Annotated in this window: 17 protein-coding genes; 12 read left to right on the top strand and 5 right to left on the bottom strand. The window is 36.7% G+C overall.

All coding sequences use genetic code 11. The annotated features are described in order from the left end of the window. Positions 1–97 precede the first annotated feature (97 nt). The 4 genes from B0185_RS03155 to modC all read right to left on the bottom strand — a co-directional run bounded on the left by B0185_RS03155 (position 98) and on the right by modC (position 3,270). On the bottom strand, positions 98–793 hold the full coding sequence (locus B0185_RS03155) for a glycosyltransferase family 25 protein (RefSeq protein WP_005705312.1): 696 nt from the start codon (positions 791–793) through the stop codon (positions 98–100). Positions 794–799: 6 nt separating this feature from the next. Beyond that, positions 800–1,753 (bottom strand): glycosyltransferase, encoded by a 954-nt coding sequence (locus B0185_RS03150; protein WP_005705341.1) that lies wholly within the window; start codon positions 1,751–1,753, stop codon positions 800–802. A gap of 102 nt (positions 1,754–1,855) precedes the next feature. After that, positions 1,856–2,152: an RnfH family protein gene (locus B0185_RS03145; RefSeq protein WP_005705322.1), complete on the bottom strand. Its 297-nt coding sequence runs from the start codon at positions 2,150–2,152 to the stop codon at positions 1,856–1,858. Between the two features lie 62 nt (positions 2,153–2,214). Beyond that, a complete protein-coding gene (gene modC, locus B0185_RS03140; protein ID WP_005705293.1) occupies positions 2,215–3,270 on the bottom strand; it encodes a molybdenum ABC transporter ATP-binding protein ModC in 1,056 nt (351 codons plus the stop codon). A 75-nt stretch (positions 3,271–3,345) separates the two neighbouring features. Here modC and tcdA point away from each other — a divergent pair, with 75 nt between their 5' ends. The 3 genes from tcdA to dsbB all read left to right on the top strand — a co-directional run bounded on the left by tcdA (position 3,346) and on the right by dsbB (position 5,222). After that, positions 3,346–4,107 carry a tRNA cyclic N6-threonylcarbamoyladenosine(37) synthase TcdA gene (gene tcdA / locus B0185_RS03135; RefSeq protein WP_005705253.1) on the top strand — a complete coding sequence of 254 codons (762 nt, stop codon included), beginning with the start codon at positions 3,346–3,348 and terminating at the stop codon, positions 4,105–4,107. A 240-nt stretch (positions 4,108–4,347) separates the two neighbouring features. Further along, positions 4,348–4,605 (top strand): DinI-like family protein, encoded by a 258-nt coding sequence (locus tag B0185_RS03130; RefSeq protein ID WP_005705326.1) that lies wholly within the window; start codon positions 4,348–4,350, stop codon positions 4,603–4,605. A 77-nt stretch (positions 4,606–4,682) separates the two neighbouring features. Continuing rightward, the gene (gene dsbB / locus B0185_RS03125; protein ID WP_005705278.1) at positions 4,683–5,222 is read left to right on the top strand and encodes a disulfide bond formation protein DsbB; all 540 of its coding nucleotides are present in this window, start codon (positions 4,683–4,685) and stop codon (positions 5,220–5,222) included. A gap of 226 nt (positions 5,223–5,448) precedes the next feature. Here the strand turns inward: dsbB and gltS are convergent, their stop codons facing one another. Next, positions 5,449–6,666: a sodium/glutamate symporter gene (gltS, locus tag B0185_RS03120; protein ID WP_005705279.1), complete on the bottom strand. Its 1,218-nt coding sequence runs from the start codon at positions 6,664–6,666 to the stop codon at positions 5,449–5,451. Positions 6,667–6,929: 263 nt separating this feature from the next. Between gltS and yihI the strand changes: the two genes are divergently transcribed. The 9 genes from yihI to pyrD all read left to right on the top strand — a co-directional run bounded on the left by yihI (position 6,930) and on the right by pyrD (position 16,599). After that, the gene (yihI, locus tag B0185_RS03115) at positions 6,930–7,508 is read left to right on the top strand and encodes a Der GTPase-activating protein YihI (protein ID WP_005705343.1); all 579 of its coding nucleotides are present in this window, start codon (positions 6,930–6,932) and stop codon (positions 7,506–7,508) included. Positions 7,509–7,531: 23 nt separating this feature from the next. Then, on the top strand, positions 7,532–7,999 hold the full coding sequence (locus B0185_RS03110; protein ID WP_039862906.1) for a DUF2489 domain-containing protein: 468 nt from the start codon (positions 7,532–7,534) through the stop codon (positions 7,997–7,999). Then, on the top strand, positions 7,999–9,366 hold the full coding sequence (gene hemN / locus B0185_RS03105; protein WP_005705298.1) for an oxygen-independent coproporphyrinogen III oxidase: 1,368 nt from the start codon (positions 7,999–8,001) through the stop codon (positions 9,364–9,366). Before B0185_RS03110 ends, hemN begins: the two co-directional genes overlap by 1 nt. An 11-nt stretch (positions 9,367–9,377) precedes the next feature. Then, complete coding sequence (gene lptD, locus B0185_RS03100; protein ID WP_005705280.1) at positions 9,378–11,726, top strand: LPS assembly protein LptD; 2,349 nt, start codon at positions 9,378–9,380, stop codon at positions 11,724–11,726. A 381-nt stretch (positions 11,727–12,107) separates the two neighbouring features. Further along, on the top strand, positions 12,108–12,908 hold the full coding sequence (locus B0185_RS03095; protein ID WP_005705282.1) for a class II glutamine amidotransferase: 801 nt from the start codon (positions 12,108–12,110) through the stop codon (positions 12,906–12,908). Positions 12,909–13,003: 95 nt separating this feature from the next. Further along, positions 13,004–13,636, top strand: coding sequence for a lipoprotein insertase outer membrane protein LolB (gene lolB / locus B0185_RS03090; RefSeq protein WP_039862914.1), 633 nt, complete (start codon positions 13,004–13,006; stop codon positions 13,634–13,636). 3 nt (positions 13,637–13,639) lie between these two features. Continuing rightward, complete coding sequence (gene ispE, locus B0185_RS03085; RefSeq protein WP_005705262.1) at positions 13,640–14,479, top strand: 4-(cytidine 5'-diphospho)-2-C-methyl-D-erythritol kinase; 840 nt, start codon at positions 13,640–13,642, stop codon at positions 14,477–14,479. 27 nt (positions 14,480–14,506) lie between these two features. Continuing rightward, positions 14,507–15,457, top strand: coding sequence for a ribose-phosphate pyrophosphokinase (locus B0185_RS03080; protein ID WP_005705297.1), 951 nt, complete (start codon positions 14,507–14,509; stop codon positions 15,455–15,457). A gap of 134 nt (positions 15,458–15,591) precedes the next feature. Next, entirely contained in the window at positions 15,592–16,599 is a 1,008-nt protein-coding gene (pyrD, locus tag B0185_RS03075) for a quinone-dependent dihydroorotate dehydrogenase (RefSeq protein ID WP_005705314.1), read from the top strand. The last annotated feature ends 231 nt before the right edge of the window (positions 16,600–16,830 follow it).

The following is a 16,830-nucleotide window of genomic DNA, read 5'->3' as shown; positions in this document are numbered from 1 at the left end:
TAGATAATATATAATTAAATACAGAAAAACCTCACAAAATCAAGGAGTTGTGAGGTTTTATTTGTTCTATCCTACAATAACTACATTATTTCGTTTTTTACGCTATTCCCGCATTTTGTCTAGCAATAGTTCTTTCTATCTCTAAATCTGATGGTACGGTTTCGTTTATATATCCTATAAAAGGAAATAAAATACCGACTTTGTCAGGACAAAATGTAGAAAAATGGTCAGCAAGCCAGAAAGGTTTCTTCTCTTTAAGAAACTCAACTAATTCGATTGCTTTATCTTTCCTTAGTAAATATAGAGCTGAGCCATCGTTATCTATATCTTCGGATGTGCAGGCATTTATAAGATGATATTGCCCATCCTCTTTTATTTTATGGCTAAAGTGATAAAGATCTAATTTGTGTAGAATAATTAATTTATAATCAATGCCTAGGTCATCTATTTTATTAATTAGATTCTTTATTATTGCACAAAAATTCTCTGAAAGAATAATATCATCCTCTGCGATGAGAGCATACTCTTTTTCTGATAATTCATCATCACTCGCAATTTTATTCCAGCATAAAATATGAGATAGGGTGCAGGCTATTTCACCTATAGTAATTTTTCTATGTATTTTATTTTCTAAAGCGGATGTATTAAAATAAAATTTCTCATAACCTAATGCTGTGAGAACATTTTTATCTATCGCATTTACTCTTTCAAAAAAGTGAGTTTGATTTTGTGTATAAAATTTTTCTAATCTATCCTTATGTCGTTCTAAGTTGATTACGTATGATTTTATCATATTAAATTATTTCCTAAATAAGTTATCAAAATGCTCAAATAGATCAAAGTAGTTTTCTTTTATGAAAATTTGCCATTTATTTAAATATAAATATTCTAATGATTCTATTTGCATTGCATCCCATCTTTGTATAATAGATAAAGTAGTCCATAATAAATTCCTAATAATAAATAAGAAAGAACGATGTAGATACTCAGGCAAAGTATGCATATATTCTAGTATCAATTCGATCATATCAAAATGCTCTTCTATATACTTTTTATCTAATCTATCAGAAATAGAATTAACATGTCCTCTTCTATAAACATAATGTATAGCAGGAACCTCAATAATTTGGCATTTTGCACTTTTAGTTAAAAGTTGGAGATAAAATAATTGATCTTCTGCAATAATATTTTCTTGAAAGCAGATTTTATGTTTTTCAATATACTCTCTTTTAATCAATGTCCAACAGCATCCAGGTATCCAGTATCTTCTTCGCTCTATTTCAAGCAATGCTTCATACCCAGTAAGTAAAGTTGCATTAGAACCATTTGTTCCAGAAAATAAGTAAGGAATCTGGCTATATTTATGATTTTGATGTATGTCATAATTCTGCCAAACTGAACCAAATTTTATTAATTCACAATTATTAGCCTCTCCAAAATGAAGAACAGGAGATATATCTCCTATTAGAAAATCATCTGAATCAATAAAGCTAATAAATTCGCCTGTTGCTAAAGCTATTCCCTTATTTTTAGCAGTAGCTGCACCTTGATTTGGTTGTTTTATGAGTAATATTTCAGGATGTTTTTGCTGATATTCTAAGATAATAGATAAGCTAGAATCAGAGGAACCGTCATCAATAATAATGATTTCTTTATGAATGCTCTGATTTAGAAGAGAGTTTAAACATTCTTCTAAATATAATGCGGAGTTATAGACTGGGATAATAAATGTTATTTTAGGTTTGTTTGGCATTTTAAAAATTCCAATTTGGAGATAGGATTATTTAAGTGTATGTTGTTTCTGTATTATCATAATTATTGCACAAGAAACGAATAAAGATGTTTATAATTTGAGTTATTTCTTAGCTTGAGCTTGCTCAGTGGCTCTTTTACGACGAATCTCTTTTGGATCGGCAACTAGCGGGCGGTAAATTTCAATTCTATCACCATTTTCTACCATATCCGTCAATTTTGCCGAACGGCTGAAAATGCCAACTTTATTTTGGCGCAAATCAATCTCTGTATATTTTTCTAAAACCCCAGATTGCACAATTACGTTTTGGATCGTAATAGGGTTTTCTAATGTGAGTTTTTTCAAAAAATAACGCTCAGGATAAGCATAAACTACTTCTACAACAATTTTTTCTGACATATTAACCTCATAAACAAGCGGTCATATTTTACGTGAACTTTGCAAAATGATAAAGGCAGTCGCTACAACGAAACACTCTTAATTTGCAGATAAATATTCTGTCCTACGCTTAATTGTAAATCATTAAACGCCCAAAGGCTGATGCTTGCCCAAATTTTTTGTCTTTCGACATTTACCTCTACATTTACTTGCTGCGATTGCTGTTGAATTTGGCAAATTTCACCTTGCAAAACATTGCGAATTGAGGTGTTTTGTGGTTTTTCCAATGTAATTGATACATCCCTACTGTTAATGGTAATTCGCACTCTATTGTTTAGTTGATAGCGTGGCAATTCACTTACCCATAAAGATTGCGTACCTAGTGAAAGTTCTACCATTTGGTAATCGATTTGGTGCAATTTAATCGGTAATTCCAATAAACTTAAATGGTATTGTTCAGGTAACCATTGTTGAAACGCGGAATGCTGCCAAATACTTTTAACCTGATCGAATGCCATAATGTGCCCTTGTTCAATCAAAATGACCTGATCAGCAAGACGGATAATCTCATCTATGCTATGAGTCACGTATAAAATTGGGATCTCAAGCTGGCTGGAAAGTTGATCAAGATAGTTCAACAACTCTTGCTTTCTGGGTAAATCAAGGGCAGAGAGTGGTTCATCCATCAACAATATTTCTGGATTACTTAATAATGCTCGTCCAATTGCCACTCGTTGCTTTTCTCCGCCAGACAAACTGAGCGGGAAACGCTCAAGTAAGTGCTGAATGCCGAGTAATTCCACAATTTGCAAAAAATAGCTTGAATTAAACCGCTTGCAACCATACTTGAGGTTCTTTTCCACGGTATAATGGGGGAAAAGTCGGTGCTCTTGGAATACGTAACCAATGTGACGTTTTTCTGGCGGGAGATTGATTTTTTGTTTGCTATCGAACAGCACATTATCATTAAGGGTAATGCTGCCCGATTGTGGCGTGATTAAGCCTGCGACTAGATTAATAAGGCTTGATTTTCCTGCTCCCGAACGTCCGAAAATAGCGGTAACGCCTTTAGCAGGGATATCAGTATTAAGGTTAAGCGATAATGCCCCGAGCGTTTTTTTTACATTGATTTTTAACATATAAGCAACCTTGGTAATTATTGAATGCATTATATAATGATTTCTATCACGAATGTTGAAGAAAAAGGATAAAAAATGAGTAGAGTTGATAATTATGAACAACGTTTTGGAGGTATTGGTCGCCTTTATACACCAGAAGGTTTGGCAAAATTGCGTCAATCTCACGTTTGTGTGATTGGCATTGGAGGGGTTGGTTCTTGGGCGGTTGAAGCATTGGCTCGCACAGGGATTGGCAAAATCACGATGATCGATATGGATGATATTTGCGTAACCAACATCAATCGCCAAATTCATGCGATGACGGGCACGGTAGCTCAGCTTAAAACAGAAGCGATGAAAGAGCGTGTGGAGAGAATTAACCCAGAGTGTGTGGTCGAAATTATTGATGATTTTATTTCGCCTGAGAATATTCCTGAATACCTCAATCGAGGCTACGATTATGTGCTTGATGCAATTGATAGCGTGAGAACTAAAGCCGCACTTATTGCTTATTGTAAACGCAATAAAATCAAGTTGATTACTACAGGCGGAGCGGGTGGACAAACAGATCCAAGCCAAATTCAGATTGCAGATTTAAGTAAAACCATTCAAGATCCGTTGGCATCGAGAGTAAGATCCTTGCTTAGAAAAGAATATAACTTTAGCCAAAATCCGAAACGTAAATTTGGCGTAGATTGTGTGTTTTCTACTCAGCCACTAATTTTCCCTAAAATGGGCGAAGATTGTGAAGTTTCTGCTACGATGAATTGTGCCAATGGCTTTGGTGCCGTTACTATGGTTACGGCCACTTTTGGCTTTTTTGCGGTGAGTCGTTTAGTAGATAAGTTATTGAAATAAAAATGGAAAATCTGATTAACCCTAAAATAAGAAATAACATTTCAATTCTTTTTCAGAAAATTTGGCGTGATTAGACGCTTTTCTCATACGAGGAAAATAGAAATATTTTGTTCTTTTTTATAGCTAAATGGAATAAGATGGGAAACGTTATTTCTACCACTGAATATATTGACAGTTAAAATAGTTAATATATACTGTATATATATTTACTTGTTTTATATTCAGATAATGAGGTGTTCCATGCAAGCTACCATTGATATTCGTTTATTTAATTCTGCAAAAATGAAAGAGCATAAATTCAATCGTTTATTGGAAATTGTGCAAGAAGAAGTGCAAGGTGAATTTCCTCAGGCTATTGTTAGAGTGAGATCATCAACAATGAGTGATGTTTCTGTTTTTGGATTAGGTAAAAGTGGAAAACAGGATGTTTCTGAGTTTTTAGAAAATTTATTTAATGCTGGTTCAGCATTTGATGAATTAAATGATGAATATTATTAAATTAGAGTTGTGCTTTATTTTGTTCTTTAAAGTAAGAATTGTTACAATGGATAAAATCTATTTGTTAAGGAGCAATTATGCTGACATTCTTCAAAGAACTTTCTCTTAAGCGATCTGCTTGGCTACTATTAGCATTTCTGGCGTTTATATTAGAATCGACAGGGCTTTACTTCCAATATGGTATGGGATTACAGCCTTGTGTGATGTGTGTATATGAACGTTTAGCTATTTCTGGACTATTTTTTGCAGGCATAATAGGCCTTATTGCTCCAAGGGTTAGAATTGTTCGTTATTTAGCTATTCTTCTTTGGGGATATAGTGCGATTAAAGGATTATTTCTTGCAATTCGACATACAGATTATCAGCTAAATCCTTCTCCATGGAATCAGTGTGAATTTAAACCAGACTTTCCTCAAACACTACCTTTTGACCAGTGGCTTCCGCAGCTTTTTGCTCCAGGTCCAGTCAATTGTAGTGAAAATCAGTGGGAAATGTTAGGATGGGTTATGCCTCAATGGTTAATTTTTGCGTTTGGTGTACTGAGCTTTTTCTTTATTTTAGTATTCATTAGCCAACTAAAGAGAAGTAAGCCTCAATACCGTTCTGTTTTTAAATAAAAGAAATGATCTGCATTTCAACAGTTGGACTAAATTACCAACAGGTTAAGGTGTAGATTTTTTGTCATTTGGATTGTAAATCAAAATGAGACAGTGTTATGTAATTGTTATATGAAGTGATTGTAACATAAATTTTGTTGTACTTATGTACCTACTTCTTTATGAGAAAATCAAGTCAATAAAAAAGCTAGGATTTAACCTAGCTTTAAGAATAATAATTTTAAGACTAACTTAGCATATTAATAAACCAAGTAATCACAAATAAGTTGATAATATCAACAAAGAAAGCCCCTACAAGCGGTACGATTAAGAAAGCTTTATGCGAAGGTCCAAAGGTTTGTGTTACAGATTGCATATTTGCAACAGCTGTTGGTGTTGCACCTAGACCGAAACCACAATGACCAGCTGTTAATATTGCAGCATCATAATCTTTACCCATAATGCGGAAAGTGATGAAGTAGCCATATAAAATCATAACGATAGTTTGAACGACTAAGATGATTAACATTGGACCTGCTAAGCCTGCTAATTCCCATAATTTGATGCTCATTAATGCCATCGCTAAGAATAAACTTAATGAAGCGTTACCAAATACATCAATTGCACGGTCGAACATATCGAATTTGAATACTTTGGTTAATACATTACGTAAGATAACACCAAAACCTAATGCCCAAACGAATTGCGGTAATCCTAAATCGGCAAATTGAGCCGCCATTACAGAAGAGAAAGCTAAACACGCAGCGAATAATGCCATGGTTTCAATGGTTGAACTGGCGGTAATAAAACGAACATGATCTTTTTCTTCAAAAGTTTCACCATCGTATTGATCATCAGTGGTTTCAACGCGTTTAGATGACACTTTTTTATCACGTCTTAAGCCATTTACTAAACGACGAGCTACAGGACCACCAATTAAACCACCTGCCACTAAACCGAAAGTTGCAGATGCCATTGCCATTTCCATTACGCCTTGTAAGCCATATTTATCCGCAAATACTTTAGCCCAAGCTGCTCCTGTTCCATGACCACCAGTTAAAGTAATCGAACCTGTGATTAAGCCAATTTTTGGATCTAAGCCAAGTAATGAAGCTAAACCTACACCTACACCATCTTGTACAAGGATAAGCACGCCTACTATAGCCAGGAAAATCACAAGTGGGAAACCACCTTGTTTTAAGCGGGAGAAGTCTGCTGATAAGCCAACAGATGAGAAGAAGACAAGCATAAAGGCATTTTGTAAACTTTTCTCAAATTGGAAAGACAAACCGAACCACTGATAAAGTGCGAAAATGATAGCAGCAGCGATTAAACCACCTGCAACTGCTTCGGGGATATTAAAATCCTGCAAGAATTTGATTTTTTTTACGAGCAAACGTCCTAAAAGTAGGACGAGAGTTGCTGCAATTAGCGTGTGATAGCCATTTAATACGATTGGTTCCACGATAAAGTTCCTCTTGAGTGAACCTACTTTTCAGCAGGCGGTTTTAAAACGAGTTTTGAAGTTATCGCATTAAAATTCGTTTGTCAATATAGGTTATAAGATTTTTTAATCATTTGAATTATTAAATCTTATGTTAATGAGTTGTAAAATGTAAACTTTAAGAGGTGAAGCTAAATCTTTTCTGTTCACTTACTTGCTTTCCTAGTAAAATAAGCCACTTACTCGTTTATTATATATAGATAAAGAAGAGAGATGATAGCTATATGAGCCGTACCAAAAAAACACGTCGCCTTACCGACATTATGCCAACTCGTAAGTCAGATAAAAGACCAGAACAACCAAAACTAAGCGGTGGTAAAAACCGTAAGCCTACTCGCTATGAATTAGATGCAAAAGCACGTGAAGAAAAGAAAAAACGTAAACATAAAGGCTTACCAACAGGTTCGCGTAATGTTGATACTGCTGAACAGAAAAAAGCCGTGGTAAAAGAGGCTAAAGATCCACGTATTGGTAGCAAGAAGAAAATTCCATTGATGGTTGAATTTGTTAATAAACCAGAAAAAGGTCAATTCATTAAACCTGTGTTGCCTGAAGAGGTCAAACCAGTTTTATCGCCAGAATTGGAATTAGAACAGCTCGAAAATAACGAATGCTTGCATCAATTATTAGATGAGCTTGATGCGGGTAAAGTACTTTCTGCCGAAGATCAGAAATTTGTGGATGAGTGCTTAGATCGCATTGATGAATTGATGGCAATCTTAGGTATTCAAGATGAAGAGATGGATGACGGTGATGCTTTATTGCGTCAATTTGAAACCATCAATCTTAATCAATTTAAATAGTAAGCAGTAAATTGAGCGTTGATATGATTAGATTTTTTATCATTATTTTGGCGGTGTTGATTTTACTTTCAATGGTGGGCTATGCAGTCTATTTGTGGGCGAAAGTGAAAAATCAGCAAGCTTTAGAGCGAGAGTTAAGAAAGCAAGCCGAAAAAGAGCAAAAAGCACGTTTTGAACGCATTTTTGAAAGCGTGGAAGTGATTGCTCATGCGGTAAGAACGGAGCAATGCAATCCTTCTGAAGGTGTGTTACGTTTAAAACCGCTGTTGGATGTGTTGGGGCATAAATTGTCGAATTATCCTGCCATGTGGGAGCTTTATGAGCTAGTGCAGGATATGGCAATTTTGGAGGAACGCAAAGCGTTGAAACGTAATGAGCGTATGCGTCAAGACCTCGCACGTGAAGCAAAAGAAGCTGAGCTTTTTGAGCAAATCCAAGCAGAATGTGGTCAATTGATCGAAGTAATTAAAACTTTAAAAAAGGCACGATAATGTCAGAAATTATTTGGGATTTAAACCTTATCCAAAAATATAACCAATCTGGTCCGCGTTATACGTCATATCCGACCGCATTGGAATTTAGCGAAAATTACACTAATGAAGATTTTAAAGCGGCAGCAGAGCGTTATCCTGAACGCCCGCTTTCGCTTTATGTGCACATTCCGTTTTGCCATAAACTTTGCTATTTCTGTGCGTGTAATAAAGTAATTACCCGTCATCGTCATAAAGTTGATCTCTATTTAGATTATCTTGAAAAAGAGATTAAAACTCGTGCACCGCTTTTCAAAAATCGTAAAGTGACCCAAATTCACTGGGGTGGCGGTACACCAACTTATTTAGATGAAAAGCAATCTGCTCGCTTAATGAATCTGCTTAGAACGCATTTTGATGTGCAAGCAGATGCGGAAATTAGTATCGAAATGGATCCGCGTGAAATTGAGCTGAATATGCTTGATCATCTTCGCCATATTGGTTTTAATCGTATCAGTATGGGGATTCAAGATTTCGATAAAGAAGTACAAGAGCTTGTCAATCGCGAGCAAGATGAAGCATTTATTTTTGCCTTAATGAAACGTGCGAAAGAGCTTGGTTTTGTTTCAACTAATGTAGATTTGATTTACGGTTTACCAAAACAGAATGTGGAAAGTTTTATGTACACGTTAAAACGTGTGGTGGAGCTAAATCCAGATCGTATGAGCGTGTTTAACTATGCTCACCTGCCAAGCCGTTTTGCAGCACAGATCAAAATTAAAGATGATATGTTGCCACCACCAGAAACTAAACTGACGATTTTACAAAATTCAATTCAGTTCTTAGGCGAAAATGGCTATAAATTTATCGGGATGGATCACTTTGCTAAACCTGATGATGAACTGGCGATTGCTCAAACCAATGGCGTATTGCACCGTAATTTCCAAGGCTACACAACGCAAGAAGAGTGTGATTTATTAGGTATGGGAGTATCTGCGATCAGTTTGCTTGGCGATACTTATGCACAAAACCAAAAAGAGTTAAAACAATATTATGCTGATGTAGAAGAAACCGGTATTGCGTTAAGCAAAGGGTTAGCCTTAACTAAAGATGATTGCATTCGTCGTGATGTTATCAAGGCACTCATTTGTAATTTTAAACTCGAATTTGACCGCTTGGAGCAAGCCTACGGTATTGATTTTAATACCTATTTTGCTGAAGATTTAACTTATTTACAGCCATTGGCTAAAGATGGTCTGCTTGAGATTAATGAAAAAAGCATCTTAGTTTCACCAAGAGGTCGTTTGTTGATTCGTAATATTTGTTTATGCTTTGATGTGTATTCAAGACAGCTTGCAAAAAGACAACAGTTTTCCAGAATTATTTAAGAGAAACGAGAATGAAACAACGTTACAATCTTCTCTCACTGGCGGTAGTTACGGCTTGTTATAGCCAAATTGCGTCAGCGGATTTAAGAGAGCAATGTTTATTAGGCGTCCCGCATTTTCAAGGTGAAGAGGTTAAAGGTGATCCGAACCAAGCACCAGTTTACATTGAGGCTGATAATGCATTAATTAATCAGCCGACGGATGCAACCTATACAGGTGATGTCAATATTAAGCAAGGAAATCGTTCGCTTTTTGCCAATGAAGTGCGTGTGGAACAGCAAGGTGAGCAAGCTCGTAAAGCGTTTTTAAAAGGCTCTTACCAATATCGTGATAACCTCATTCAAGCAGAAGGTCGTGATGCAGCGGTAGATTTAACGAGTAAAGAGGCAGATCTTTCCAATACAAGTTATCAATTAGTGGGTAGGCAAGGGCGAGGCTCGGCGGAAAGCGGTCATTTTAATGACCAAACTCGTACATTAAAAAATGCAACATTTACTTCGTGTTTAGTGAATGATAAATCTTGGTCAATTGAAGCGAACGAGATGATTCAGCACGTACAAGATGAGTATGCTGAAATGTGGCATGCTCGTTTTAAAGTGATGGGCGTACCCGTTTTTTATTCTCCTTATTTACAATTCCCTATTGGTGATCGTCGTCGCTCAGGCTTATTGATTCCAAGTTTTGAACGTTCAAGCAAAAATGGTTTTACCTATTCACAGCCATTTTATTGGAACATTGCGCCGAATATGGATGCAACTTTTACGCCAACCTATTATTCTCGTCGTGGGTGGCAAATTAGCCCAGAATTTCGTTATTTAACGAAGTTGGGTGAAGGCTTAGTTGCGACCGAATATATGGCAAGAGACCGTTTAGATGAATATCAATCAAGTGATGGTAGCCGTAAGCGTTATTTATTACATTGGCGTCATAATATGAGCTTTTTAAGCGATTGGCGTTTGAATGTGAATTACACTAAAGTGAGCGATCGTCGTTATTTTTCTGATTTTGATTCAGATTACGGTAGCAGTACAGATGGTTATGCTACACAACAATTCAGATTAGGCTACTATCAACCAAACTATAATTTGTCAGTTTCAGGTAAAAAATTCCAGACTTTTGATCTTTCTACAAATTCAGTTGGACCATACCGTGTATTACCTAAAATTGATTTCAATTATTATAAAAATGATGCATTAAAAGGTATTGCTGATTTCCATTTATTCTCGCAAGCTGCTCGTTTTGATAATGATAGCAACCTAATGCCAAAAGCGTGGCGTTTCCACGTAGAACCAACATTAAATGCACCACTTGCTAATCGCTATGGCAGTTTAAATCTGGAAACTAAACTTTACGCAACACACTATATTCAACAAAAAGGCAGTGATATCAATGCGGAAGAAATGAAGAAAAATGTAACGCGCGTTATTCCTCAAATTAAGCTAGATTTCCAAACGCTACTTGAGGCAGATAAACAGTTCTTTAAAGGTTATAACCAAACCTTTGAGCCTCGTGTGCAATATATTTATCGCCCATATGAAAACCAAGCAGAGATCGGTTCTAAACGTCATAAAAGCGTAGGGCTAGGTTATGATTCTGCTTTATTGCAAACGGATTATTTCTCCCTGTTTAACGATCGTCGTTATAGTGGTTTAGACCGAATTTCTTCTGCAAACCTTGTGACAGCAGGTGGAACAACACGATTCTTCAGCGATAAGACAGGGACAGAGGTATTCAATTTTAGTGCAGGGCAAACTTACTATTTAAGTCCATCTAAAATTGATGATAATTCAAGCAATAGTACGGCGAATCGTTCTTCTTCGTGGGCGTTAGAATCAAACTGGAAATTCCATCGTAAATGGAATTGGCACGGAAGTTATCAATATGATACACGTTTGAATCAAACCTCATTGGCGAATATGTCATTACAATATAAACCAAGCGATAGCAAATTGTTCCAATTAAATTATCGCTTTGCAAGCCGTGATTATATTAACCAAAACTTAAGTACAAACCGTTATGGTCAAGATATTAAACAGCTTGGTGGTGTAGTCGCTTGGGAATTAACAGATAACGTTGCCGCAATGTTTAGTCATTATCAAGATATTGCTTTGAAAAAGCCAATGGAAACTCAGTTCTCTATGAACTATAACACCTGTTGTTGGACGGCGAATGTTTATGTTGCTCGTAAATTAGTTGCAACACCTTCAAACGCAACAAGCGATACGATTAACGACTTATTTTACGACAATAAATTTGGGGTTAATTTTGAACTACGCTTTGGCACAAACTACGGAAGTGGTGTGAGCCGAATGTTAAAACGAGGATTGATTCCTTATACAGAGTCTTACAGTATTAACTAAAATGAAAATGGCTAGATTTTAAGAATCTAGCCATTTTTGTATTTCTTCTACATTATTCTATGCTCACTATTACAGACATTGCTTTGATGATAGAATAAGCTTCTTTATCTACTTCAAGATCTAGCTTCAATTTAAACAATTTCACCATTTAATTGGTTTCTTGTACTAATTACGGAGTGAAGCTAAGAGCTGAATATTTTATAACTTCTTGATAGAAAAATGCAGAGATATGGTAAAAAGTATTGATTACTTGGATTTATTCCAAAAAGTAGCAAGAAATAAGTTTTAGCTCTAATTTTTTTGATCAATTCCTATTGAAATCATTTGAATAATTCACCAAAATGGGGTGTCATTTTCAGAAATATTTTAAGAAGTGGAATTATGTGTCAATTATTAGGAATGAATTGTAATACACCGACCGATATTACTTTCTCTTTTGAAGGTTTTCGGCGACGGGCAGGGTTAACTGATCAGCATACTGACGGTTTTGGTATCGCTTTTTTTGAAGGTAAGGGCGTACGTATCTTTCGTGATAACCGTCCAGGAGCTTCTTCACCAATGGCGGATTTAATCAGCCAATATAAAATTAAATCATTTAACGTGATTTCGCATATTCGTAAGGCAACACGTGGTGATGTGAATTTGGAAAACACCCACCCTTTTATTCGCGAACTGTGGGGTGAAAACTGGGTTTTTGCTCATAATGGCACGGTGGAAGGCGTTCGACCTTGTGCTGATTGCCATTATCAACCGATTGGTACGACAGACTCGGAAGCGGCATTCTGTTGCATTGTCTCTCGTTTGCGAGAACGTTTTGATAAAAAGCCGAGCGAGAAAGACATTTTTGATGCGGTAGTCGAGATTACTTCTGATATTGCTACTCACGGCGTGTTTAATTTCATTATGTCGAACGGGCATTGGATGATTGCTCGTTGCTCAACTAGACTTTATTATGTGACACGTAAGGCACCATTTAGCAAGGCATTACGCGATGATGATGTGGAAATCGATTTTAGCAAATACACCACAGAAAATGATAAAGTGACTATTATTGCCACGCAGCCACTCACAAAAAACGAAAATTGGATCAAAATGAAAAATGGCGGTTATGTCTTTTTTAAAAATGGCGAGTTAGTGGAAGAGATTGAAGGGACATTACCAGATAATCAATCGCACGTTTAGTCATTCACTTAATGAAAATTAAGACAAGCGGTGAGATTTCGAGTAGAATTTACGAAATTTTACTCAAATCAAACCGCTTTATTTATATGATAAGTATGAAAAAACTTTCTTTTCTTGGCTCGTTGAGTCTTTCGCTTTTTCTTGTCGGTTGTCAATCGGTGTTGGATGCACCGACTCAAATTGAGCATCCTACCATTCAGATTCCGCATAATGATCCGCAGTGGCAAGCTCATCTTGCTCAGCTTGAAAAAATCAGTGGTTACCAAGCGAAAGGGCAGTTTGGTTATATTTCACCAGAAGAACGTTTTTCCTCACATTTTGATTGGCAATACAAAAATGCGAGCAATTTTGGTTTAGAGCTTTCGTCTAATCTCTCGAGTAAATCATTGAAATTACATCGTAATGCACGTGGCTTGACCGTGTCAGATAGTGAAGGGAATAGCCGCTCTGATCGTGATATTGATGCGTTAATGCAAGAAATTATTGGTGTTTCATTTCCTATTGATCAGTTCGCTTATTGGCTGAAAGGCTTGCCTGAAAAAGAAGGAAATTATGTAGTAAATGAAAAACGCCAATTAGCCCAATTTAGTTATCCGCTGAATGGGGTGGTTTGGAAAGTGACTTATGTTTCGTATGATGAAACTCGCCAGCCGAATTTACCTAAATTAATCGTGCTCGAAAATGGTTCGCAAACCTTGAAAATTCGGGTAGATAATTGGACGTATTAAAGAATGAATGCTCAGATGAAATTACCAAGTCCTGCAAAACTTAACCTCTTTTTATATGTAACTGGCAAGCGGTCGGATGGCTATCACGAATTGCAAACGCTATTTCAATTCTTAGATTTTTGCGATGAATTGGAATTTGAGACCACAAATGATGGTAAGATTGTTTTGCTTGACGAGCTGCCAGATGTGCCGAAAGAGCAGAATTTAATTTATCGTGCTGCAAAACTGTTGCAAGAAAAGACCGCTTGTAAGCAAGGTGCGAAAATCCGTTTGACTAAAAAATTGCCAATGGGCGGTGGTGTGGGAGGCGGTTCTTCTAATGCCGCAACTGTATTGATCGGGTTAAATCATTTATGGCAAACAGGGCTTTCGCTAGAGCAACTTGCAGAAATGGGATTGTCGCTTGGGGCAGATGTGCCGATTTTTGTACGAGGTTTTGCTGCGTTTGCAGAGGGGGTTGGAGAGGTGCTAACGCCTTGTGAGCCAGCTGAGAAATGGTATGTGGTGTTAAAGCCTGATGTTTCGATTTCAACCCCTGCAGTTTTTCGCGATCCGAATTTGCCCCGTAATACACCTAAACGGACGATGGATGTGTTATTAAATACAAAATGGGAAAACGATTGCGAAAAAGTTGTTCGAGATCATTATTTCGAGGTTGAAGAATTGATGTCAAAATTGGTAAAATATGCTCAGTTCCGTTTAACGGGAACGGGGGCTTGTATCTTTGCTGAATTTGACAGTATTGAGGAAGCCAATGCCGTTTTTGCTCAAAGACCTGCGAATGTGTTTGGTTTTGTAGCAAAAGGGCAGAACGTCTCACCGTTACATCAACGTCTTTTTTAACCCACTCATCCTAAAGGATCTATTCCAATGCCAGATATTAAATTGTTTGCAGGTAATGCAACGCCAGAACTTGCAAAACGTATTGCAGAACGCCTTTATATTTCTCTTGGTGATGCGACAGTTGGTCGTTTCAGCGATGGTGAAATTCAAGTGCAAATTAACGAAAATGTACGTGGTTCAGATGTATTTATCGTGCAATCAACTTGTGCACCTACGAATGATAACTTAATGGAATTGATCGTCATGGTAGACGCATTACGTCGTGCTTCAGCAGGTCGTATCACCGCAGTTATTCCTTATTTTGCTTATGCTCGTCAAGACCGCCGCGTTCGCTCAGCACGTGTACCAATTACAGCGAAAGTGGTTGCTGATTTCCTTTCAAGTGTGGGTGTAGATCGTGTTTTAACTTGCGATCTTCACGCAGAACAAATACAAGGTTTCTTTGATGTGCCAGTAGATAACGTTTTCGGTTCACCTGTGCTTATCAATGATATTCTTCAAAAAACAAATCTTAACAATCCAATCGTGGTTTCACCTGACATCGGTGGCGTAGTGCGTGCTCGTGCAATTGCAAAATTATTAAACGATGCAGATATGGCGATTATCGATAAACGTCGTCCAAAAGCAAATGTTTCTCAAGTAATGCATATCATTGGTGATGTGGCTGGTCGTGATTGTATTCTCGTGGATGATATGATCGATACAGGCGGTACTTTAGTGAAAGCAGCAGAAGCGTTAAAAGAACGTGGTGCAACAAAAGTATTTGCTTATGCCACCCACGCAGTATTATCAGGCACAGCAGCGAAAAATTTAGCAAACTCAGCATTAGATGAAGTGGTAGTAACGGATACAATTCCTCTTTCTGATGAAATTAAAGCACTCAACAAAGTCCGTGCATTAACATTATCAGGTATGCTTGCAGAAGCGATTCGTCGTATTAGCAACGAAGAATCAATTTCGGCAATGTTTGATGCTTAATTTTTTTAAACCCAGTCGAAAGATTGGGTTTTTTCTTGTTTGATTTAATTATATCGTAATGAAAAATGGTTGCTAAGTTTGTCTTAGTTTTGCAACAAAAGAACGGTATGATTTTGTTTTAATTTTGGAAGAATATGTATTCTCTCATTCGCAAATTTATTTTTTCAATGCAGCCTGAAACGGCACACAGTTTTACTGTGCAATCTTTAAAATTGGTGGGGAGTTTACCTTTCCCGATTTTACCAATACCTGAAAATCCAACTGAGGTAATGGGCTTAAAATTTAAAAATCCGATTGGTTTAGCCGCGGGGGCAGACAAAAATGGTGAAGCGATAGATGGCTTTGGTAAACTTGGATTTGGTTTCATTGAAGTGGGAACGGTAACACCACTTGCTCAAGATGGGAATCCGAAACCACGTCAGTTCCGCATTGTTGAAGCAGAAGGGATTATTAACCGTAATGGTTTTAATAATTTAGGCGTTGATGTGTTAGTAGAAAATGTTAAAAAGTCAAAATACGACGGTATTTTAGGTATTAACATTGGTAAGAATGCGATTACTCCGATTGAGCGAGCATTAGACGATTATCAAATCTGTTTGCGTAAAGTGTATGAACATGCTGATTATATTACCGTGAATATTTCTTCGCCAAACACTAAGAATCTACGCAGTTTGCAGTATGGTGAGGCGTTAGACGATTTATTAAAATCATTGAAAGTAGAACAAGCTGCACTTTCTCAAAAGTTTGGCAAATATAAACCGCTTGTATTAAAAATTGCACCTGATTTAAACGAGGAAGAAATTGCTTCTGTGGCAGATAGTCTGATTCGTCATCATATTGATGGCGTGATTGCAGGAAATACCACGCTTTCGCGTGATCCTGTGGCAGGACTTAAAAATGCAGAGCAGCAAGGTGGATTAAGCGGTAAGCCATTGAATGCACTCAGTACGCGTTTAATCCGTATGCTTGCTAAGGAATTAAATGGTGCATTGCCGATTATTGGTAGTGGTGGTATTCATTCCGTTGCATCAGGCCAAGAAAAAATTGATGCGGGAGCAAAATTGTTACAAGTCTATTCAGGGATGATTTACGCGGGGCCAAAATTAATTCAAGATTTAGCAAGAGCGATTAAGCTTGATTAAATGCTCAGTTTATCTTTCCTATTGTGCAGGTCAAAAAAATAGACAAAACAACTGTTTTTTGTTATCTTTATTTAAAAATTTATCTACATTTTTACAACATTTTCACTTTTTAGAGAAAACCTTTGTAAATCAAATAGATATTCGCTATGTGATAGGCTTTAACAATAATTTTGCAAAGCAATTTAGTTGAGTATGCAAGCTGTTGCTAAGGCTTATTGCATAACATTTCAG

The sequence above is a fragment of the Haemophilus parahaemolyticus genome, assembly GCF_002015035.1.
Taxonomy (GTDB): domain Bacteria; phylum Pseudomonadota; class Gammaproteobacteria; order Enterobacterales; family Pasteurellaceae; genus Haemophilus_A; species Haemophilus_A parahaemolyticus.
Note: the sequence above shows the minus strand (reverse complement) of the source record. Positions and strands in the feature narration are given on the sequence as shown.

Excerpts from the sequence above, each read along its gene's own strand:
- tcdA (WP_005705253.1), top strand. The coding sequence starts at position 3,346 with ATGAGTAGAGTTGATAATTATGAACAACGTTTTGGAGGTATTGGTCGC.
- B0185_RS03130 (WP_005705326.1), top strand. The coding sequence starts at position 4,348 with ATGCAAGCTACCATTGATATTCGTTTATTTAATTCTGCAAAAATGAAA.
- yihI (WP_005705343.1), top strand. The coding sequence starts at position 6,930 with ATGAGCCGTACCAAAAAAACACGTCGCCTTACCGACATTATGCCAACT.
- B0185_RS03095 (WP_005705282.1), top strand. The coding sequence starts at position 12,108 with ATGTGTCAATTATTAGGAATGAATTGTAATACACCGACCGATATTACT.
- B0185_RS03110 (WP_039862906.1), top strand. The coding sequence starts at position 7,532 with ATGATTAGATTTTTTATCATTATTTTGGCGGTGTTGATTTTACTTTCA.
- modC (WP_005705293.1), bottom strand. The coding sequence starts at position 3,270 with ATGTTAAAAATCAATGTAAAAAAAACGCTCGGGGCATTATCGCTTAAC.
- dsbB (WP_005705278.1), top strand. The coding sequence starts at position 4,683 with ATGCTGACATTCTTCAAAGAACTTTCTCTTAAGCGATCTGCTTGGCTA.
- ispE (WP_005705262.1), top strand. The coding sequence starts at position 13,640 with ATGAATGCTCAGATGAAATTACCAAGTCCTGCAAAACTTAACCTCTTT.
- B0185_RS03145 (WP_005705322.1), bottom strand. The coding sequence starts at position 2,152 with ATGTCAGAAAAAATTGTTGTAGAAGTAGTTTATGCTTATCCTGAGCGT.
- B0185_RS03080 (WP_005705297.1), top strand. The coding sequence starts at position 14,507 with ATGCCAGATATTAAATTGTTTGCAGGTAATGCAACGCCAGAACTTGCA.
- hemN (WP_005705298.1), top strand. The coding sequence starts at position 7,999 with ATGTCAGAAATTATTTGGGATTTAAACCTTATCCAAAAATATAACCAA.
- B0185_RS03150 (WP_005705341.1), bottom strand. The coding sequence starts at position 1,753 with ATGCCAAACAAACCTAAAATAACATTTATTATCCCAGTCTATAACTCC.
- lptD (WP_005705280.1), top strand. The coding sequence starts at position 9,378 with ATGAAACAACGTTACAATCTTCTCTCACTGGCGGTAGTTACGGCTTGT.
- lolB (WP_039862914.1), top strand. The coding sequence starts at position 13,004 with ATGAAAAAACTTTCTTTTCTTGGCTCGTTGAGTCTTTCGCTTTTTCTT.
- B0185_RS03155 (WP_005705312.1), bottom strand. The coding sequence starts at position 793 with ATGATAAAATCATACGTAATCAACTTAGAACGACATAAGGATAGATTA.
- pyrD (WP_005705314.1), top strand. The coding sequence starts at position 15,592 with ATGTATTCTCTCATTCGCAAATTTATTTTTTCAATGCAGCCTGAAACG.